We start from the raw sequence: 19,658 nt of genomic DNA on the forward strand, positions 1-19,658 counted from the left end.
ACCTAGGTGTAAAGTTGAAATAAAGATTCAATCATGTAGCAAGTCCATTTTCGAACTGGCAAGCTGAGGATAGCTGAGCTCTCGATGGCGCAGGAGGCATCTTTCGCCACCGCAATACCGCTTGGCGCGAGTTGCACGCCGTGGGGCGCAAACGGTCCGCACCCCCGCAAGCGGCGCGTGCCCGATGTGGCAAAATCGAACTACTTAAGGGGGCCGAATGCTCAAGATTATTGCCTGCGACGATGATGTCGCTTTTCTAGATAGACTGCACCGGATGATCGACCGTTGGTCGACCGAGACGGGCACGGCGGTCGATGTTGCGCTCGTCACGCGCGGCGAGGACCTGCTGGCCCGCCATGCCGCATCGCGCGCCGACATCATTCTGCTCGACATGATCATGCCGCTCGTCAACGGCATGGACACCGCACGCGAATTGCGCCAGGCCGACACCGCCGTGCGCCTGGTGTTCCTCACCTCGTCGCCCGAGTTCGCGCTGGAATCCTACGAGGTCCGTGCCTTCGACTATCTGCTCAAGCCTGTGACTTACGAACGCCTGGCGCAGTTACTCGACGAGCTTTCGAGCATGCGCCCGGCGGCAACCGACGAGCTCGTGATCAAAACTTCCTTTGGCTACCACGCCCTGCGCCTGTCCGACATCGAATATGCCGAGGCGCGCAACAAGCACGTGGTCTTCCACCTGCGCGACGGACGCGATATCGAGGCACTCGAGTCGTTCCGCAGCGTCGAGGACCGCTTGGAGCAAAACGCGGTCTTCTTTAAATGCCACCGCAGCTACCAGGTCAACCTGCGCAATATCGATCACTTTGACCGCACGGACATCGTCATGCGCTCGGGCGCGTGCATCCCGCTTTCGCGCAGCTGCAAGCAGGGATTCCAAGACGCCTACTTTGCGGTGCGCTTTGAGGGTGGAAGACACTGATGGTCTCCTCGGTCGAAATGATCCTTTGGGCAATCCACCACGCCACGACGTTGCTCTTTGGCGTCTTTGCCTCGGCGGCGCTGTGCGGTATCGAAATCAATCGACGCCATGCACTCGAGTTGGTGGGGGTCGGAGTCGCAACCGGCGCTGCCTTTTCGATCGCCAATGCCGTCGGCGGCGAGCTTTTCGCCCGCCAGGTATATCCGCTCGTCGTGCATCTGCCGCTCGTCATCTATTTGTGCGCGCGCTACCGCCTGAGCCCGCTGCTTGCCGTGCTCGGCATTACGAGTGCCTATCTGAGCTGCCAGTTCAGCAATTGGATGGGCATCGCCGCATTTGCCGCAACCGATTCGCAGATCGCGTACTATCTGGCGCGCATCGCGACCACACTCGCCGTCTTTGCCGTCCTGTTGCATTGGGCCGGCGACATCGGTCCACGCTTGGCGATTAAAAGCACCACCGAGCTGGGCATCCTTTTAATCCTGCCGCTCGTCTATTACGTCTTTGACTATGCCACCAACGTCTACACCACGCTGTTCCACTCGGGCTCGGTGGTGACGGTTGAGTTTTTGGCATTTGCGCTCTGTGCCTTCTATCTTATGTTTCTTGCCGTTTACCTGCGCGAATACGAAGAAAAGGAAACCGCCGAGCGAGAGCGCTGGATGCTCGAAACCCGCGACAGCGCCGCCATCAAAGAGCTCGAGGCTTGGCGTCAATCTGGGCGCGAGCTGTCGATTCTGCGCCACGACATGCGCCACTTCCTACGCGGCCTGGCCGCTTTAATTGAGGAGGGTCACACCGACGAGGCGCTCGATCGCATCGACGAACTCTGCGAAGCCGGCGACCGCACCGCCGTACGCCGCTTCTGCGCCAACGAGACCGTAAACATCGCGCTTTCGTCATTTAACTCGGATATCAATAGAAACGGCATTACCGCCAACCTGCGCGCCGCCGTACCCGAAACCATCCACGTAGGTGACGCCGACCTGTTTAGCGTGCTCTCAAATGCCTTGGAAAACGCTATCACCGCCGCAAGCGCCGCACCCCAAGGAAAGCGATTCGTCGACTTTGACCTGCGATTAGAGGACGGCCAGCTGCTGCTGTTAGTTTCCAACACGTTTGACCGCGCGCCGCGCATGGTCGACGGCATGCCCGTAGCCGGGCACACCGGACACGGCTTTGGAACCAAGAGCATTAAGCTTGCCGTCGAACGCATGAACGGCAACTGCCAGTTCCGCATTAACGGCGATCGGTTTGAGCTGCGCGCTGTGATGTAGAAGTGCGGCGCCGATCTCGAGGCGTGCCTTGCCCGCCAGGCAATCGCTCGCCGGTGCCAATCCGCTACAGCGGAGCGGCCGCCGGAGTCAGCTGCTTGATGTAGGCCCACATGCGCTGCTTAGCGGCCTTGTCGGTGAGTGCCGCCTCAAAGCCGTCGAGCGCGAGCACGCGGCGGCCCTGCACATGGGCGACCAGGCCGGGCTTGAGCATGGCGGTGTCGAAGTCATCGATCGCCACGAGCATATCGGCGTAGGTCTCGCGCATGGTATCGGCCGCGCGATCGTCCAGCAGCAGGACCGCCTCGGGGTCCAAGGCCTCGAGCGCCTCGCGGAACAGCTCGCACGGCAGAGTCTCGCCCACCGTGACCACTCCGTCACCCACGCCGGCGACGCTTGCCAGCACGCAAAAATCCTCGGGCGCGTAGCCGATGGCCCCAAGCGCCTTGCGCAACGCCGCGCCATCCGGGCCGGCGGCAAGCTCGCCACCCGAACGCTCGGCCTCGTCCAAATCGCCTTTGACCAGCACGATCGGCGAGCACGCGTTGCCCGCGATACGCACGCCACGGACCGCAAGCGATGTGAGCTCCTGCTCGGCCGCCTGGGCGATGGCTTCTTTTTTCTGGCTTTGTGACGTGGACATGCGCTCTCCAATCGTTTGCGTGCCCACCATTATATAAAAGAGCTGCCCGCGAGTGGTTGCTTTGCGGGCGGCTGGGTATAAGCACGGTCGTACTGAGTTTTACGCGGCCGAGCCGCGTCGCATTATGGAGGTCACCATGGCTGACATTAATCAGATTACCCCCGAGAACTTCGATTCCATCGTTAACGACAGCCTGCCCGTGCTGGTCGATTTTTGGGCACCGTGGTGCGGGCCCTGTCGATCCCTCTCGCCCATCGTTGACGAGGTTGCCGATGAGCTGGCGGGCAAGCTCGCCGTTGCCAAGTGCAACGTCGACGACAACCAGGACCTGGCCATGAAGTATGGCGTCATGAGCATCCCCACGCTGATTGTGTTTAAGAACGGCGAGGAGATTGACCGCTCGGTTGGCGCTCTGCCCAAGGCGAGGCTGCAGGCGCTGCTGGAAAAGCATCTGTAATACGCTTGTTACATGTTGCCGTCTGCCTGCCGTCCATGAGCGCTTTTACGCCGCTCGCCGGACTTCTGGGTGCACCGTGTGCGACCACGGATAGTATGGTAGTCACAAACAGCCCCCAGTGAACGGGTGCGGGTCACACAGACTCGCACCCGTTTTCTTATGCAGCTGCGCGCAGAGCGGGCGTAGTAAAATTTGAACCACTGAACTGCCCCATACAAAAGGAGATTTCCCATGCATGATGTTGGAATGAACATGAGCCAGCTTGCCATGAGCGTCAAGCAGGTCGACGACACCATCGAGCTCGCTCACGAGTGGAGCCATCAGCTGCTGCATGCGACCGAGAATTTTGACATGGAGCGCATCGGCGCCAAGCTCGAGGCCGCCATGGCCGCGCTCCACGAGGCGCATGACGCGCTCGAGGGCTACGAGGAAGCCATCGAGGCCGACCACAACTCCGTCGGCTCCGTGAAGCTGGTGTAAGGTGGCCGAACACGAGCACTGCTGCGGGTACGAGCACGAGCATCCGCACGGGGCGGACGGTGACGCAGGCTGCCACTGTAGTGGCTCCGGCTCCGAGCTGGTCCGTTTTTCGGTTACCGCACCCGACGACCTGCTGCGCCGTTTTGACGAGCAGATCGCGCGCCGCGGCGACGTGGCCAACCGCTCCGAGGCCGTGCGCGATTTGATTCGCGCCTCGATCGCCAAAGAGCAGATGCGCACGCCCGATGAGCACGTTATCGGGTCGCTCACCATGATCTACGACCATCACACCGGCGACCTGACGCGCCGTCTGGACGAAGTGCAGCACGACTACACCGACGAGATCGTATCGACCATGCACGTGCATCTGGATCACCACAACTGCTTGGAGATTCTGGCGCTCAAGGGTCGCGGCGAGCGCGTCTACGAACTAGCCGACCGTCTGCTGGGCCTGCGCGGCGTTAAGCACGGCGAGCTCACCTGCGCCGCCACCAAGCAGAGCCTGGGGCTGTAGCGGGATTTCCCGCAGCGCACCTGCCAAATAGGGACAGGTTTGTTTTGGCAGGTTTAGAAGTTTTACCTACCAAAATAAACCTGTCCCTTTTTGGTCGGTTTTGATGAGGGGTGTCGCATGCGGCATGTGCATATTCATGTGACGGGCATTGTGCAGGGCGTTGGCATGCGACCGTTTGTGTATCGCGAGGCCATGGCACATGGCATTTGTGGATGGGTGCTCAATGCGGGCGACGGCGTGCATATCGAGGCGCACGCTCCGGCCGATGCGCTCGATGCTTTTGTTGCCGCGCTTTCTGAGCATGCGCCTGCGGCAGCCCGCGTAGAGCATGTCGAGGTTGTGGACTTGGCAGCCAACGGTTGGGATGCCGCCAACGAACAGGGCTTTCGCATCGTAGCATCGCAGGACCAGACCGCGCACACGACGCTCGTCTCGCCCGATATCGCCACCTGCAACGATTGCTTGCGCGAATTGTTCGATCCCGCCGACCGACGCTATCACTACCCCTTTATCAACTGCACTAACTGCGGGCCACGCTTTACCATCATCCGATCGTTGCCTTATGACCGAGCGGCCACGTCGATGGATTGTTTTCCCATGTGTCCCAGGTGTGCCGCGGAGTATGCCGACCCACTCGACCGGCGTTTTCACGCGCAGCCCGATGCCTGCTTTGATTGCGGGCCGCATATTACGTGGCGCGAGGCTGTAAACGGCGATGCGTGCGGGAATTCGTCCGCGACACCGGCCGTCGGCACCACACGCGAGGCCAGCGACGCTATCATCGAGCGCTGCGTTGAGCTGCTGGCCAGCGGTGGCATCGTCGCCATCAAGGGCCTGGGCGGATTCCATCTAGCCTGTGACGCTGCCAACGAGCAAGCGGTGGCCGAGTTGCGCCGTCGCAAACGCCGCAGCAACAAACCACTTGCCGTCATGGTGCGCAGTCTTGCTGATACCGAGCGCCTGTGTCATATCGACGATGCTGAACGCGATCTGCTCGCTGGCAGTATCCGCCCCATCGTGCTGCTGCGCCGGCGCACTGTTGGCGAGGGCAACGGCGGCTCCCCCGACATCCTCGCCCTCGCGCCATCTGTCGCACACGACCTTCCTGAGCTCGGCGTCATGCTCCCCTATACGCCGCTTCAACATCTGTTGCTTGCCGCGGCAGAAGCCTGCGGTATGCACGCGCTCGTCATGACCAGCGGAAACCTGAGCGAAGAACCCATCGAGACCGACGACGACCCTGCCTGGGAACACCTCGTTGCCGCCGGCATCGCCGACGCGTTGCTCGGTAACGACCGCGCGATTCTCTCGCGCTATGACGATTCCGTGGTGCGCGTGGTCGACGGCGCCGTTATGCCCGTGCGCCGCGCTCGGGGATATGCACCCCAGCCGCTGCCGTTGCCGGCGCTCGACGGCGCTCCGTCCTGCGTGCTCGCCTGCGGGCCACAACAAAAGGCCACGATTGCGCTCACACGTGAAGGGACGAACGGCGAGGCGCCCTGTTTTGTGTCGCAGCATATCGGCGATGTTGAAAACGGCGGGACCTTCGATGCCTGGAACGCCGCGCGCACGCGCTTGGAAGATCTCTTTGATTTGGCGCCCGCCGCCTTGGCCTGCGATGTACACCCCAGCTATCTATCGGGCCAGTGGGCGCGCGAGCAGGCGCGAAAATGCAATCTGCCGCTCGTCGAGGTGCAGCACCATCATGCGCATATCGCGAGCGTAATGGCCGAGGCCATCGCCGCGGGCCAGCTTACAACCGACGCGCGCGTCCTTGGCATCGCCTTTGACGGCACCGGCGCCGGCACCGATGGGACCATTTGGGGCGGCGAGTTTCTTGTTGCCAGCCTTGGCGGCTTTGAACGCGCCGCGCATTTGCGCACCTGGGCGCTCCCCGGTGGGGCGGCCTCCGTGCGCGACGCCCGCCGCAACGCCTTTGCCCTGCTCAGTGAGCTCGGCCTGCTCGAGCACCCAGGTGCCGCTCGGCTTTTGGACAGCCTCAACGAGCAAACGCGCAGCGTGACAGCCACCATGATCGAGCGCGGCATCAACAGCCCGCGTACCAGCAGCATGGGGCGTCTCTTTGATGCCGCGGCAGCAATTCTGGACATCTGCGACAAGGCAACCTACGAGGGCGAACCCGCCATAGAACTCGAAGCCGCCGCCTGGCGCGCGCTCAGCAGTGAAAGTGCCTGCCCCGCCGGCAATATAGCCGGCTTTTCCGTAACCGAATCATCCCGTCCGGACGCCTGCCATGTTCTAAACTCCAGATCGCTTATTGAGGCGCTTTTGGAGGGAATCAGGGCCGGCACTGCGGCCTACAGGCTCGCGCTCGACTTCCATATCGCCATCGCGCGCTCTTCGGCACGAATCGCACGCGAAATCTGCGCGCGCGAAGGCATCGATACCGTCGCGCTCTCGGGCGGCGTGTTCATGAACCGACTTTTGCTCCAGCTCCTCACCCGCGAGCTCAAAAGCATGGGTCTCACTGTCTTGATTCCCCAAACCGTGCCCGTTAACGACGGCTGCATCGCCTACGGTCAGGCGGCAGTCGCACGCACTCGCCTCGCACAAGTCGCACCGCAATAAGCTGTTTGGCCAACCCGCAAGCCGCCGTCTCACAGGTGTAGCGCGTTTGCCCGCAGCCCCCGCGAGCGCTACCATCAAACGATGGATTATCCAGCGCCCATCCAGCGCAAAGCGTATAAAAGAGGAACATTATGTGCCTTGCCGTTCCCGGTAAAGTAGTCAAACGCGACGATGACCTCAAGGCCACCGTCGACATGATGGGCATCGAGCGCCCTGTTTCGCTGAGACTCGTGCCGACGGCGCAGGTTGGCGACTATATTCTCGTACACGCCGGCTTTGGCATCCAGATTGTCGACGAGCAGGAAGCACAGGAAACGCTCGAGCTTGTTAATGCCATGTCCGAGCTGGTCGAAGAAGACCAGCTGGCCACCAACCCGGCGGAGGCTTACTAGTGGCGCCCGAGCAGCCGGCTCGCTCCGGTATCGATTTCTCGGCATTCCGCGATCCCAAGCTGGCTCGCGAGCTCATCGAGCGCATTCATGAGCTTGTCGGCGACCGCACCATCAACCTTATGGAAGTCTGCGGCACGCATACCGTGAGCATCGGGCGCTATGGCTTTCGCTCCATTATGCCGGCAGGGCTCGAGCTGCTGAGCGGCCCGGGCTGCCCCGTCTGCGTCACCGCCAACCGCGACATCGACCACGCAATCGCGCTCGCCAACATAGACGGCGCCATCATCACCACCTTTGGCGACATGATGCGCGTGCCCGGATCATCCACCTCGCTCGCTGCGCAAAAGGCGGCGGGGCGCGATATTCGCATTGTGTACTCCCCGCTCGACGCGCTCGACATTGCCGAGCAAAACCCTGATCGCCCGGTCATTTTTATGGGCGTGGGCTTTGAGACTACGACGCCCACCATCGCCGCCGCCATCTTGGAGGCCGAGGCGCGCGGGCTTTTAAACTTCTCGGTCTATTGCGCCCACAAGACCACGCCGCCGGCGTTGCGCGCCATCGCCAACGACCCCGAGACCACCATCGACGGCTTTATCCTGCCGGGCCACGTCGCCACCATCACGGGCTTGGCGCCCTTTAGCTTTTTGGTCGACGAATTCAATACCCCGGGCGTGGTCACGGGATTTGAACCGGTCGATATCCTGCAGGGCATCTGCGTGCTGGTCCAGATGGTTGTCGAGGACAGGCCAGCGATTGACAACGCCTACCGCCGTGGCGTCAACGCAGACGGCAATCCCGTGGCGCGCCAGCTGGTCGAGCAGGTGTTTGAGCCGTGCGATACCACATGGCGCGGGCTGGGGCTGATTGCGGCTTCGGGACTCGCCATTCGTCCCGAGTTTTCGCACTTTGATGCCAGCATGCGCTTTGACGTGTCCATCGAGCCGACGGTCGAGCCACGCGGGTGCCGCTGCGGCGACGTGCTGCGCGGGGCCATTACGCCGAGCGACTGCCCCCTGTTCGGCCACGCTTGTACGCCCGAGCATCCCGTCGGCCCCTGCATGGTGAGCTCCGAGGGCAGCTGCGCAGCATATTTCCGCTACCGAGGCTAATAGGTTCCGCCGTTCTAACGAACGGCGGACCAGTCGACGCTGCGCCTCACCCATATAATTCCACCCACGATTGGAGTTTTCGATATGTCCCATAGCGTTACCGATAGCACCGTCCTGCTGGGCCACGGCTCCGGCGGACAGATGATGAAGCGCATCATCGATGAGGTCTTTTTGGATGCCTTTGGGTCGCCCGAGCTGCTCGAAGGCAACGACGCCGGCGTCGCCGCGCTGCCCGCGAGCGGGCGCATCGCCATGTCGACCGACAGCTTTGTAGTCTCGCCGCAGTTCTTCCCCGGTGGCAACATCGGCCGCCTCGCCGTGTGCGGAACCGTCAACGACGTCGCGACCTCGGGTGCCAACGTGCGCTACCTGTCGTGCGGCTTTATCCTTGAAGAGGGCTATCCCATGGATAGGCTCCGCCAGATTGTGCAGACGATGGCCGAGACGGCGCACGAGGCGGGCGTGTCCATAATCACGGGCGACACCAAGGTGGTCGAGCGCGGCGGGGCCGACGGCGTCTATATCAATACCGCCGGCGTGGGCGAGGTGCCTGCGGGCGTGGCGCTCAGCGGCGCAAACTGCCAGCCCGGCGATGTCATCCTGGTCTCGGGTACACTGGGCGACCACGGCATCGCTATCATGAGCCAACGCGAGGGTCTGGCGTTTTCGAGCACCATCGAAAGCGACGCCGCGCCGCTCAACCACCTGATTGCCGATGTGCTTTCCGCAGCACCCGACACACGCTGCTTCCGCGACCCCACGCGCGGTGGCTTGGCGTCCACACTCAACGAGTTTGCCCAGGCCAGCAATGTTGCCATGGAGGTCGACGAGGATGCCGTGCCCGCGCGCCCCGACGTGCAGGCAGCCTGCGAGATGCTCGGCTACGATGTGTTGCAGGTGGCAAACGAGGGCAAGATGGTCGCCGTCGTGCCGGCCGAGCAGGCCGATGCCGCGCTGGCCGCCATGCGCGCCGCCCGCTACGGCGAGAATGCCGCCGTCATCGGTCGCGTGCTGCCACTTGCCAAGGGCGCCCGTCCCGCCGTGCGCGTACGCACCGGCTGGGGCTCGACCCGCATCCTCGACATGCTCGTGGGAGAGCAGCTGCCGAGGATTTGCTAACGACAAAGGCTCAGGGCTATTAAAGATATTCAGATTCCAAACATGCCCGGCAAGCATGCCCAGTATTATGGGGTGCGTTTTGAAACCCAATGACGGGAGCTTTCATGGCAGCAGCTTTTTCCCATGTGATCTTTGACCTGGACGGCACCATCCTCAACACGCTCGAGGACCTGGCGGCCGCCGGCAACCATACCTGCGAGATGCACGGCTGGCCTACGTTTGCCGTAGACGAGTACCGCTACAAGGTGGGAAACGGCATGCTCAAGCTGGTTGAACGCTTTATGCCCGCCGAGTATGCGGGCGACAGTCGTATGTTTGAGCAAACGCTTGCCGAGTTTAGGGCTTACTACGGCGAGCACAAGGAGGACCACACCGCCCCCTATGCCGGCACGATCGAGATGCTCGACCGCCTACGCGCCGCGGGCGTTCAGCTTGCCGTGCTCACTAACAAGGACCACGTCTCGGCGGCTCCGCTTATCGAAAAGTATTTTGGTTCCGAGCGCTTTGCGCTGGTGCAGGGCCGTGTCGATGCGTTTCCGCCCAAGCCCGAAGCACCCGTCACGCTGCATGTGATGGAAGAGCTAGGCGCCGACCCGGCGACCACGCTCTACGTAGGCGATTCCAATGTCGATATCCTGACCGGCCACAACGCCGGCCTTAAGAGTGCGGGCGTCAGCTGGGGTTTCCGCGGCCGCGCAGAGCTGGAAGCCACCGGCGCCGACTACGTGGTGGACACCCAGGCAGAGCTCGCGGCGCTGGTGCTGGGCGAGTAACGAGCGACACTGCTTAACGCAGCTGCGGCAATTCTTCCGCGCGGAAAGCGCATCCCGTTTTGGAGCTCCGGAATGGGATGCGCTTTCCGTTTGAGGCGCATCAGGGAAACCGCATCCCGTTTCAGAGTAATATTCCGGGTCGCACTTTCCGTAACCCACCCCATCCGGAAAATGCGACCCACTATTCGGCCAAAAACCGGGTCGCGGTTTCCCAAGCACTCGATGCAACGCTGGCACAAGGAATGTCCCCAACTGCCGCCTGGTCATTTAAGAACGTCCCCAATGACAGGACGAACAAGTTGGCATGAAAAAGGCAAGACATAGACCTTCTGGTCATGCCTCGCCTTTTGAATGACAAATTGTCGTCCTGGGCGGCGCGCAGCGTCAACTGGTTACGCGGTTCGTAGAACCGCGTAACCCCCTAGCTCAGCATTGCATCCATCATCTCGGAGTTGACGGAGTCGTCGGCAGACCACTCGCCGTCGTCGTTGCAGGTGTACTTGAAGATAACCGTGGTCTTCCTGGGCTCGGTGGCCTTGGTCACATCGACCATAACCTGACCGGCCATCTTGTACAGCTCGTCATCGGAAGGAACCGTGTCAAGCGCGGCGACCTTCTTCTGATACTGGGTAGAGAAGTCCTCGACGATCTTGTTCATGGACTTGCAGGTGATGGAGACCTCGGCGGTCGCGACACCCTTGTCCTCGTCGACCGTCACGTCGCCGATCTTGTAGTCAAAGCCCTCGAGATAGGTCTTGGCATACTCCTTGGGATCGATACCCAGCTGCTCGAACTCGTCGCCCGAAGCCTCCTCCAGACCAGAGAGGAAGTCGTCGCCACCGTTCTTGACCTCGTCAAACTGAGTCGTAAGATCCTCGGTAATGAGTTCCTCAATCGAAGGGCCTCCGCAACCGGAAAGCAAGACCACGCATGCAACCAAGACGGCCATGAGGGGCGCAAGCAGCAGCTTTTTTTTCATGTTGTTCCTCCCAATAAGCGGCACCGTGCTTCCCAGACGCGGCGCACGTTGTAATAAGTAAGCCCATACTATCCACTTATGAACACCCTCGGCAACGCGAAGGCGCGGTCGGTTCGTTTTAGCGTCCGAACGGTTTGCAAGCCCGCCCAACGCGCAATAAAACGCTTCCCCACGGTGCAATAAAAAAGGTGGCCGGAAAACCCGACCACCCTTGCACATCCTTTGAACGCCGCAGTTTACTTGCGAACGACCTTAACGATGGCGTCACCGGCGGCGACGGCGGACTCTGCCTCGACGGTGAGCTCGACATCGGCAAACTCGGCGGTGTTGGACACGGCCACGACGACGCAGTCCTTGTAACCGGCAGCGGCGATCTTGGCGCGGTCGATCTTGAGTATGGGCTGGCCAGCCTTCACGACGTCGTCGGCCTTGACGAAGCCCTCGAAGCCGTCACCGTTCATGTTGACGGTATCGACACCAACGTGCACCAGAACCTCGATGCCGCTATCGGACTGCAGACCCACGGCGTGACCCATGGTGACGGTCACCTTACCGTCGCAGGGAGCGTAGACCAGATCGTCCTCGGGCCACACAGCACAGCCCTTGCCCAGAACCTCGCCACCAAAGACGGGATCGGGCACGTCAGCCATCTTGATGACCTTGCCCTTGACGGGCGAGCACAGCACGTCGGCGCCAGCAGAAGCAGAGATGGAGGCCGGAGCAGCGACAGCCGCGGGCTCAGCCTTCTTCTTGAACATATCAAACAGACCCATACGTTTTCTCCTCTTGATTAAGCGCAACGTTGTGCGTATGCCTACGGTAATTATAGTACCAAATGGTTCAAATGCTAAGGTGGGGACTCGAATCGCAAGCCCTTCTCGGTAGTGCTCGTGGGATGAGCATCTCCTTTGCATCGCGGTTCGATAAGCCGAGTATCGCCCACGCGCGGGACGGGCAGAAGCGGGCACGCCAAACCCGATACTTCTTTTCGCTCTCGAGTCCTGCCGCCGCCCCGTCCCTGACACTTCCTGATACCGACCGAAACGTGCCAAAATAAACCTGTCCCTTTTTGGTAGGTTTGGCGAGTGTGGATTTTCGGACGCTTAACTAACGAGCGTGGATAATCTCCCACTTTGAGGCCGTCACCGAGCCAAAAACGGGAGATTATCCGCTCTCATTTTGGATAACCCCCCTTGTACCAAGCCGAGCTCCATGGTCAAGTAATAACGACTTCTCATCATTAGATTGTTTACATCAATTCTAATAACTATTTAATCATTAAACTCGTTATTAGAATTGATATGATTGGCCTAATAACGAGTTTCCGGCACTAAAGATATGGAGGGCGCGATGCAAATCGAGGAGAACGGCCAGGGAACGCTCCGCAATAATCTATCGGGGAAATTGGCTTACTATTCGTTTTTTCCAACGCCCTTGCAATCATTGAGGCAGCTAAACCTCACCGAGGAAACCTATCGCACGCTTTCCGCATGCTCACGAAAGCTTGGAGAGCTTGAAGGCATGCTCTACTTTGTTCCCAACGCCGATATGTATCTGACAATGTACGTGCGCAAAGAAGCACTCCTTTCTTCGCAAATTGAGGGAACCCAGTGCACGTTTGACGACCTACTTAGTCCATCGCAAACACAACTCCATCATAAAGATGTCGCAGACGTCGTGAATTACGTCCGTGCTGTCGACCGCGGCGTAGAACTGCTCAAAAAGATGCCCTTGTGCACGAGACTTCTTAGGCAAGTTCATGCGGTCCTGCTGGACGGAGTGCGCGGAACGGAGAAGAATCCAGGCGAGCTGCGCTCCTCACAAAACTGGATTGGCCCCTCAGGCTGCACCATTGCAACCGCATCGTTTGTCCCTCCAAACATTGAAGATTTGAGTAACACGCTCCAGGACCTCGAACGCTTTATCAATGAGCCTCAAGTCGAAATGGATCCGATTGTGCGGGCGGCGCTCGTCCATTACCAATTTGAAACTGCCCATCCATTCCTAGACGGAAACGGTCGCCTGGGCAGGCTTCTCATTACACTTATGCTCATCAATGATTGCGTTCTTCATTCTTGCTTGTTCTATCCATCGTTCCAGTTCAAGAAAAACCGAAGCGAGTACTACCGGCAACTCACATCCGTAAGGGAGAGAGGCACTTACGAGGAATGGATAGAGTTTTTCTGCAACAGTCTTCTCGAGAGTGCGAAGGACTCGGTAGGGTCTTTAAAAAACCTTGTTGACCTCCATAACCGTTCCACAGCAACCATTACCGAAAATCTCGGAAGGACTGCTGCAAACGGGCAAAGGCTGTTGGGCATTCTTGAAGAGCACCCCATCGTCGACACCGCATTCATCGCTGCCCAACTCGATATCGGCAGGAGTACCGCGAGCTCGCTCGTCAAATCATTTGAAGAATTGGGTATCCTCCGTCCGCTCGACGAGTCAAGACAGAGATACCGGCAGTACGGGTATGAAGAGTATCTTTCGATTCTCAGGGAAGACGCCGAGCCGATTAGATAGGCATCGCAACCCAGGCAAATTAAAGCGAGCGAGCCGCATTCGGAGCAAGACGACGCCGCAGGTAGAGAACGGACAGCGAGCGGGTCGCATTTGAGACAAGGTGACGTGAAACGAAAGGGCGCTGACCTTCTGGTCGCGCCCTTGAAGTTGAACGTCAGATTGTCCAAATGCGGCCCGCGCAGCGTCGAGCAGTTACGGCGTTTGGTAAAACGCCGTAACTAACGTGCTCCGTACTGCTCGTAGTAGGCGTCGATGGCGGTCTTGAGCTCGTCGTCGATGACAACCTTGCCGTCGATCTCGTGGTTGTAGAGGGTCTCGACGACCTCAGCCATGGAGACGATGCTCGCGACGGGGAAACCGTACTTGGCCTCGATCTCCTTCTGCGCGGTGGTCACACCGCCCTTGCCGACCTCCATGCGGTTGAGGGACACGATCAGGCCCTTGATCTCGACATCGGCAGCAGCCTTGACCTTGGGATAGGTCTCGTCGATGGACTTGCCGCTGGTGGTAACGTCCTCGACCATGACCACACGGTCGCCGTCCTTGGGCTCATAACCCAGCAGGTTGCCCTTATCGGCACCGTGGTCCTTGGCCTCCTTGCGGTCGCAGCAGTACTTGACCTCCTTGCCGTACAGCTCGTGGTAGGCAATTGCGGTCACGACGGCCAGCGGAATACCCTTGTAGGCCGGTCCAAACAGCACATCAAAGTCGTCGCCAAAGTTATCGTGGATGGCCTGGGCGTAATACTCGCCCAGCTTCTTGAGCTGATAGCCCGTCACGTAAGCGCCGGCGTTCATAAAGAACGGGGACTGACGGCCGCTCTTGAGCGTAAAGCTGCCGAACTTAAGGACGTCGGACTCGACCATAAACTTGATGAACTCTTGCTTGTAAGCCTCCATGCGGGCTCCTCTCGTAATCGCGTACGTGCCTTCCAGTTTAGCGCAGGCGAAGCGTAGATGCGGGCGTGCTTTGGGGCCACGGCATTCTGTAAGGGCTTTGTCAGGGGGAATGGTTTTCCGAACAATGGGGTTGACATGTCAAACCCCCTCATCAAGAATACGGGCGGATTAAAAAGGGGTACGAGATACCCAAAGCGCGCTGCGCTCAGCCTTTAGGAGGTGTGCCATGGAAGGCAGTCCTAGTCGAAAAACCTGCATGTCGCCCTCGGCACGCCGCGAGGACTCCGCACACGCATAAACGCCACCGGCAGATCGCCAAAACCACCGCAAAGGCGCGCTGCACCCTTTGTGGGCTCAAGAGCTTGACGTGAGCGACATCTAGGTTTTTGAAGCAAATACGACACGTACGCTAACTCCCCTCAACAAGGAGGACCCTATGCTGATGCTCAAAACCGTCACGGTACTCGAAGCCATCTCCAAGCGCCGCCGCACGGCGCGCCCTGCCGCTCATACCGGCCTGTCCAAGAACACCATATTCGCCGCCACCCATAGTGCCGAGGACGCCCTCGTACTGCTTGACGCCACGGCAAACGGCCTCACCGTCGAGCAGGCAACTGAGCGCCTGAACGCCGTCGGCCCCAACACCATCGAGGCAACGACCAAAACGCTCGCCCGCCGCATCGCCGACGCGTTCATCGATCCCTTCGCCGGCATCCTCGCCGCGCTCGCACTGGTCTCGCTCTACATCGACGTGCTCGCCGTGCCCGAACCGCAGCGCGACCCCTCCACGGTCATCGTCATCGGCACCATGCTGCTGGTATCGGGCGGCATGAAGTTTATCCAGGAAGCCTGCAGCGGCAATGCGGCCGAGGCCCTCAAGGACCTGGTCTCCAACACTTGCACCGCCCTGCGCGACGGCGAGCGCATCGAGATCCCCTTCGACGAGCTCGTCCCCGGCGATGTAATCCGTCTCTCTGCCGGCGATATGGTGCCGGCAGATGCCCGCATCATCACCGCGCGCGACCTGTTTGTGATCGAGTCCGCACTCACCGGCGAGAGCGAGGCCGTCGAGAAGACCACCGCCGTCACCGTCGTCGAGGGCGCCGACGGCTCCGCACTGCCACTCTCTGCCTGCAAGAACATCGTCTTTACCGGCACCTCCGTGCAAAACGGCGCCGCCATGGCGCTTGTCGTTGCCACCGGCTCGGACACCTACCTGGGCGGCATCGCCAAGATGCTCAACGGGCGCGGCGAAAAGAGCGCGTTTGACCGCGGCGTCTCGAGCGTCTCCATGCTGCTGGTGCGCCTGATGCTCGTTATGGCGCCGGCCGTCTTTGCCATCAACGCCGCCACCAAGGGCAACGTCATCGACGCGCTGCTGTTCGCCACGAGCGTGGCCGTGGGCATCACGCCGCAGATGCTTCCCGTCATCGTGACCACGAGCCTGTCGCAGGGCGCCAAGGACCTCGCCCGTCGCCAGGTTATCGTCAAGGAGCTGCCGGCGATTCAAAACCTCGGAGCGATGGACGTCCTGTGCTGCGACAAGACCGGCACCCTCACCGAAGACCGCATCGTGCTCGAGCGCTACCTCAACACCGATGGCAACGAGGACGCGCGCGTGCTGCGCCATGCGTTTTTGAACAGCTTTTTCCAGACCGGCCTCAAAAATCTTATCGACCTGGCCGTAATCGACCGTGCCGATGTGACACCCTCGACCGTCGCACCCGATTCCATGCTGGGCCAGAGCCTGCGCGACCGCTACACCAAGGTCGACGAGGTTCCCTTCGATTTCTCGCGCCGTCGCCTGAGCGTAGTTGTCGCCGACGCCCAAGGCAAAACCCAGATGCTTACCAAGGGCGCCGCCGAGGAAATGCTCGAGATCTGCTCCTTTGTCGAGATCGATGGCATCGCTCAGCCGCTCACCGACGAGAAGCTCGCCCAGATTCGCAAGCAGATCGCCGGACTTAACGCCGAGGGCCTACGCGTAATTGCCGTGGCGCAGAAGACCAATCCGCGCTGCGTGGGCGAGTTTGGCATCGCCGACGAGTGCGACATGGTGCTGATGGGCTTTTTGGCCTTCCTCGATCCGCCCAAAGCAAGTGCCGCGGGCGCCGTCGCCACCCTCGAGGCCAAGGGCGTGGCGGTCAAGGTCCTAACCGGCGACAACGACCGCGTCGCCGCCACCGTCTGCGAGCAGATTGGTATCGATGCGAGCAACGTCTTGCTCGGCTCCGAGATCGATGCGCTCGATGACGCCGAACTTGCCGAGCGCGCCGAGAAAACCCACCTCTTCGCCAAGCTCTCGCCGCTGCAGAAGGCGCGCCTGGTACGTGTCATGCGCGAGATGCTCGGCCACACCGTGGGCTTTATGGGCGACGGCATCAACGACGCCGCCGCCATGCGTGCGAGCGATTGCGGCATCTCGGTCGATTCGGCCGTCGATATTGCCAAGGAATCCGCCGATATCATCTTGCTTCAGAAGGACCTGGGCGTGCTCGAGCGCGGCATCATCGAAGGCCGCCGCACTTACGGCAACCTGCTCAAGTACCTCAAGACCACGGTGAGCTCCAACTTTGGCAATGTGCTGTCCGTGACCGTCGCGAGCCTGTTCTTGCCGTTTTTGCCCATGAGCGCCCTGCAGCTGGTACTGCTATCGCTGGTCTACGAGATCGTGTGCATCGCACTGCCGTGGGACACCGTCGATGACGCCTGGACTGCCCGCCCGCGTGCCTGGGACGCCGCGTCCATCAAGGGCTTTATGCTCGAGCTGGGCCCCGTGAGCTCGCTGTTTGACATCGTGACCTTCGCCGCGCTCTTCTTTGTCGTGTGCCCCGCCGCCGTGGACGCAAGCTGGTCCGAGCTTGCCGCCGCGGGCGACGTCGCGGGTATGGCGACCTTTGCTGCGCTCTTCCAGAGCGGCTGGTTTGTCGAGTCCATGTGGTCGCAGACACTCGTGGTCCACATGTTGCGCTCCCCGCATCTGCCGAGCCCGCGCGACCACGCCGCGCCCGCATTGTGCGTTCTTACCGTGCTGGGCCTGGCGCTCGTCACCTGGCTGCCGGCAAGCCCCATCGCCGATGCGCTCGGCCTCATGCCGCTGCCCACGAGCTTTTTTGGGCTGCTCATTGGCATCGTTACCGCCTATATCGCGCTCACCCAGCTGGCGAAGCGCCGCTACATTGCCCGCCACGGCGAGCTGCTGTAGCAAGTAGACGGAAAACACCCTGCCAGCTGCCGTTGCCACTACCACAGCTGCCAACGCCGCTGCCGTTGCCTCTGCCGCCGCCGCAGTCTATCCCCCCAGCAGTTGCGGTGAAATAGTTCCTGTTTAAAGCCCCGTGACTTTAACTTAGGGACTATTCCACCGCAACTTATTGGGAGATTAGCTAGTCCTTGGGTGTCCAGGACCAGAAGAAGTTGATAAGGGCCACACGCGAGGCGGTACCGGCCTTTTTGTTGATCGAAGAAATGTGGCGATAGAGCGTGAAGCGCGAAAGAAAGAGCGTTGTGGCGATGTCCTGAACGCTCTGGTCCGAAACGACCAAGACCTCAAGAATATCGCGCTCGCGCTCTGTAAGCCCAAAGGTGGCGACGAAGGCATCGAGGCGTTCATCGGACGTGAGCTCCGCTGTCTCCACGGGCTCGGGGTCGGAGCATGTGGGCGCAAGATCCCCACCAAGATCGTCGGTGGCAAGCGGCAGTCCGTCCCGCATCGCGGCATCATCGGCTCGTTGCCCCAACTGCCCCAGCAGCGTAATCGCAATGCCCACAAACATCACGAGCGCCGCACCGACCGCAGCCAGCACATTTTGACTCGAGATAATCGCCACTGCCGGCGCCGTCACGAACATCGAGCACACGTTGTTGACGACGCGACCCATGCACGGCCAAAAATATGACCAGCGCGCATAGAGCGAGACGGCGGCATATTTTGTGGTAAAGAACACCACGAAAAAGCCCGAGCCCAGATAAAAGATGATCGTGGCAGCAAGCTCGTTGCCGCCATTGCCATCGACGATGAGCACAAAGAACGAAAGCGTGGACAGTATGGCGGCACATGTCATGCCGATATTCATATACGAGCGGCCGTGCAGGTCAAATAGTGCGCCAGCGACCAACGAGCTCACGACAAGCAGCAGGCGCGGCCAATCGCCCAAATCGACGGCTCCGACAGCATGCAGGGTCGTGAAGCCCGCGTTGAGAGCGGCGAATACGCCGGAAAGATACGCCGTCGCCACGGTCAGGCGAACTACGGCGCGACGGAATGCCGCCTTTGCCTCGGGATCGTCATGCCACTTGGCGCCATATTCCAGAGCATCTACCGAAAGCCCGGCAGCACTGGGTTCAAAGTTGGGATTGGACTCGTCGCGCAGCTTGGCGCGTCGGGCACCGTGGAGCAACGCCACCTGCGCGATCGCGCAGACGACCAGAACAGCCTGCTGAGGAATGCCGGCAGGCATCACCATGTGGTTGAGCACCTGCACCAGAACGCCCATGGCGTAGGAAAGTGCAGCCGCACGCGCCAAGCAGGGCGTCCGTGCAAAGCGCCGCGCAAAGTTTGCGTGGGCAGTCGATCCGCAGTAGCCCAGCGCGCAGCACGCCACCAAACCGCCGGCAATTACCACCTCAACCTGAACCGCCATAATCAACAGCAGCAATGCCGCCACCAGCAAAACGCCCGTAACGTCACTCGTCGCGTCAATGGCATGGGGACGGCGATAGTACAGAATAGGACGCACAAAAAAGCCAATCACGCTCGCGCCGATAACAAGGCTCTCATAAATAACAACCTCGTCCGGAGACACGAACTCGGCCATGCGCGCATCAAAAAGATACTCGCACGCCAAAAACGTGAAGAAGAACAGCGCCAGGCATATAATCTCCCGAATGCCCCGACGCAGATATGCGGCTGTGTCTCCCATGTCCCTCATGGTTAACCCCCAGCAGCTCAATTGTCTGGAAAA

Annotated in this window: 17 protein-coding genes; 12 read left to right on the top strand and 5 right to left on the bottom strand. The window is 60.5% G+C overall.

Annotation, left to right across the window (positions count from 1 at the left end):
• Positions 1 to 217 precede the first annotated feature (217 nt).
• Both AAAV44_RS06365 and AAAV44_RS06370 read left to right on the top strand, forming a co-directional pair.
• Complete coding sequence (locus AAAV44_RS06365; RefSeq protein ID WP_022093993.1) at positions 218 to 940, top strand: LytTR family DNA-binding domain-containing protein; 723 nt, start codon at positions 218 to 220, stop codon at positions 938 to 940.
• Positions 940 to 2,217, top strand: coding sequence for a GHKL domain-containing protein (locus AAAV44_RS06370; protein WP_349115051.1), 1,278 nt, complete (start codon positions 940 to 942; stop codon positions 2,215 to 2,217). Before AAAV44_RS06365 ends, AAAV44_RS06370 begins: the two co-directional genes overlap by 1 nt.
• 64 nt (positions 2,218 to 2,281) lie before the next feature.
• Here AAAV44_RS06370 and AAAV44_RS06375 read toward each other — a convergent pair whose 3' ends face one another.
• Positions 2,282 to 2,857: a hypothetical protein gene (locus AAAV44_RS06375; RefSeq protein WP_349115052.1), complete on the bottom strand. Its 576-nt coding sequence runs from the start codon at positions 2,855 to 2,857 to the stop codon at positions 2,282 to 2,284.
• Positions 2,858 to 2,993: 136 nt separating this feature from the next.
• Between AAAV44_RS06375 and trxA the strand changes: the two genes are divergently transcribed.
• The 8 genes from trxA to AAAV44_RS06415 all read left to right on the top strand — a co-directional run bounded on the left by trxA (position 2,994) and on the right by AAAV44_RS06415 (position 10,293).
• Positions 2,994 to 3,314, top strand: a complete 321-nt coding sequence (gene trxA / locus AAAV44_RS06380; protein ID WP_022093990.1) for a thioredoxin — start codon at positions 2,994 to 2,996, stop codon at positions 3,312 to 3,314.
• Positions 3,315 to 3,545: 231 nt separating this feature from the next.
• Positions 3,546 to 3,794: a hypothetical protein gene (locus tag AAAV44_RS06385; protein WP_006235225.1), complete on the top strand. Its 249-nt coding sequence runs from the start codon at positions 3,546 to 3,548 to the stop codon at positions 3,792 to 3,794.
• A 1-nt stretch (position 3,795) separates the two neighbouring features.
• On the top strand, positions 3,796 to 4,308 hold the full coding sequence (gene nikR, locus AAAV44_RS06390) for a nickel-responsive transcriptional regulator NikR (protein WP_198019884.1): 513 nt from the start codon (positions 3,796 to 3,798) through the stop codon (positions 4,306 to 4,308).
• 117 nt (positions 4,309 to 4,425) lie between these two features.
• Positions 4,426 to 6,897 (top strand): carbamoyltransferase HypF, encoded by a 2,472-nt coding sequence (hypF, locus tag AAAV44_RS06395; RefSeq protein ID WP_349115053.1) that lies wholly within the window; start codon positions 4,426 to 4,428, stop codon positions 6,895 to 6,897.
• 131 nt (positions 6,898 to 7,028) lie between these two features.
• Positions 7,029 to 7,289 carry a HypC/HybG/HupF family hydrogenase formation chaperone gene (locus tag AAAV44_RS06400; RefSeq protein ID WP_006235228.1) on the top strand — a complete coding sequence of 87 codons (261 nt, stop codon included), beginning with the start codon at positions 7,029 to 7,031 and terminating at the stop codon, positions 7,287 to 7,289.
• Positions 7,289 to 8,401, top strand: a complete 1,113-nt coding sequence (gene hypD / locus AAAV44_RS06405) for a hydrogenase formation protein HypD (protein WP_349115054.1) — start codon at positions 7,289 to 7,291, stop codon at positions 8,399 to 8,401. Before AAAV44_RS06400 ends, hypD begins: the two co-directional genes overlap by 1 nt.
• 84 nt (positions 8,402 to 8,485) lie before the next feature.
• Complete coding sequence (gene hypE, locus AAAV44_RS06410) at positions 8,486 to 9,520, top strand: hydrogenase expression/formation protein HypE (RefSeq protein ID WP_349115055.1); 1,035 nt, start codon at positions 8,486 to 8,488, stop codon at positions 9,518 to 9,520.
• Positions 9,521 to 9,624: 104 nt separating this feature from the next.
• Positions 9,625 to 10,293, top strand: coding sequence for an HAD-IA family hydrolase (locus tag AAAV44_RS06415; RefSeq protein ID WP_349115056.1), 669 nt, complete (start codon positions 9,625 to 9,627; stop codon positions 10,291 to 10,293).
• A 421-nt stretch (positions 10,294 to 10,714) separates the two neighbouring features.
• Here AAAV44_RS06415 and AAAV44_RS06420 read toward each other — a convergent pair whose 3' ends face one another.
• Positions 10,715 to 11,272 (bottom strand): hypothetical protein, encoded by a 558-nt coding sequence (locus AAAV44_RS06420; RefSeq protein WP_349115058.1) that lies wholly within the window; start codon positions 11,270 to 11,272, stop codon positions 10,715 to 10,717.
• A gap of 236 nt (positions 11,273 to 11,508) precedes the next feature.
• Positions 11,509 to 12,045, bottom strand: coding sequence for a PTS glucose transporter subunit IIA (locus AAAV44_RS06425; RefSeq protein WP_349115059.1), 537 nt, complete (start codon positions 12,043 to 12,045; stop codon positions 11,509 to 11,511).
• Positions 12,046 to 12,622: 577 nt separating this feature from the next.
• On the opposite strand from AAAV44_RS06425, the gene AAAV44_RS06430 reads away from it, so the two are divergent.
• Positions 12,623 to 13,795 (top strand): Fic/DOC family N-terminal domain-containing protein, encoded by a 1,173-nt coding sequence (locus AAAV44_RS06430; protein WP_349115060.1) that lies wholly within the window; start codon positions 12,623 to 12,625, stop codon positions 13,793 to 13,795.
• Between the two features lie 218 nt (positions 13,796 to 14,013).
• On the opposite strand, the gene pyrE is transcribed toward AAAV44_RS06430, so the two are convergent.
• Positions 14,014 to 14,694, bottom strand: a complete 681-nt coding sequence (gene pyrE / locus AAAV44_RS06435; RefSeq protein ID WP_148332521.1) for an orotate phosphoribosyltransferase — start codon at positions 14,692 to 14,694, stop codon at positions 14,014 to 14,016.
• 436 nt (positions 14,695 to 15,130) lie between these two features.
• Between pyrE and mgtA the strand changes: the two genes are divergently transcribed.
• On the top strand, positions 15,131 to 17,899 hold the full coding sequence (gene mgtA / locus AAAV44_RS06440; RefSeq protein WP_349115061.1) for a magnesium-translocating P-type ATPase: 2,769 nt from the start codon (positions 15,131 to 15,133) through the stop codon (positions 17,897 to 17,899).
• Between the two features lie 181 nt (positions 17,900 to 18,080).
• Here mgtA and AAAV44_RS06445 read toward each other — a convergent pair whose 3' ends face one another.
• Positions 18,081 to 19,625 (bottom strand): helix-turn-helix domain-containing protein, encoded by a 1,545-nt coding sequence (locus tag AAAV44_RS06445; protein WP_349115062.1) that lies wholly within the window; start codon positions 19,623 to 19,625, stop codon positions 18,081 to 18,083.
• Between the last annotated feature and the right edge of the window lie 33 nt (positions 19,626 to 19,658).

This window comes from Collinsella sp. CLA-AP-H1 (assembly GCF_040092945.1).
Taxonomy (GTDB): domain Bacteria; phylum Actinomycetota; class Coriobacteriia; order Coriobacteriales; family Coriobacteriaceae; genus Collinsella.

Coding starts and splice junctions, on each gene's coding strand:
- hypF (WP_349115053.1), top strand. CDS start 4,426: ATGCGGCATGTGCATATTCATGTGACGGGCATTGTGCAGGGCGTTGGC.
- AAAV44_RS06375 (WP_349115052.1), bottom strand. CDS start 2,857: ATGTCCACGTCACAAAGCCAGAAAAAAGAAGCCATCGCCCAGGCGGCC.
- trxA (WP_022093990.1), top strand. CDS start 2,994: ATGGCTGACATTAATCAGATTACCCCCGAGAACTTCGATTCCATCGTT.
- hypE (WP_349115055.1), top strand. CDS start 8,486: ATGTCCCATAGCGTTACCGATAGCACCGTCCTGCTGGGCCACGGCTCC.
- AAAV44_RS06365 (WP_022093993.1), top strand. CDS start 218: ATGCTCAAGATTATTGCCTGCGACGATGATGTCGCTTTTCTAGATAGA.
- mgtA (WP_349115061.1), top strand. CDS start 15,131: ATGCTGATGCTCAAAACCGTCACGGTACTCGAAGCCATCTCCAAGCGC.
- AAAV44_RS06445 (WP_349115062.1), bottom strand. CDS start 19,625: ATGAGGGACATGGGAGACACAGCCGCATATCTGCGTCGGGGCATTCGG.
- AAAV44_RS06425 (WP_349115059.1), bottom strand. CDS start 12,045: ATGGGTCTGTTTGATATGTTCAAGAAGAAGGCTGAGCCCGCGGCTGTC.
- AAAV44_RS06370 (WP_349115051.1), top strand. CDS start 940: ATGGTCTCCTCGGTCGAAATGATCCTTTGGGCAATCCACCACGCCACG.
- AAAV44_RS06420 (WP_349115058.1), bottom strand. CDS start 11,272: ATGAAAAAAAAGCTGCTGCTTGCGCCCCTCATGGCCGTCTTGGTTGCA.
- AAAV44_RS06415 (WP_349115056.1), top strand. CDS start 9,625: ATGGCAGCAGCTTTTTCCCATGTGATCTTTGACCTGGACGGCACCATC.
- AAAV44_RS06400 (WP_006235228.1), top strand. CDS start 7,029: ATGTGCCTTGCCGTTCCCGGTAAAGTAGTCAAACGCGACGATGACCTC.
- AAAV44_RS06430 (WP_349115060.1), top strand. CDS start 12,623: ATGCAAATCGAGGAGAACGGCCAGGGAACGCTCCGCAATAATCTATCG.
- pyrE (WP_148332521.1), bottom strand. CDS start 14,694: ATGGAGGCTTACAAGCAAGAGTTCATCAAGTTTATGGTCGAGTCCGAC.
- AAAV44_RS06385 (WP_006235225.1), top strand. CDS start 3,546: ATGCATGATGTTGGAATGAACATGAGCCAGCTTGCCATGAGCGTCAAG.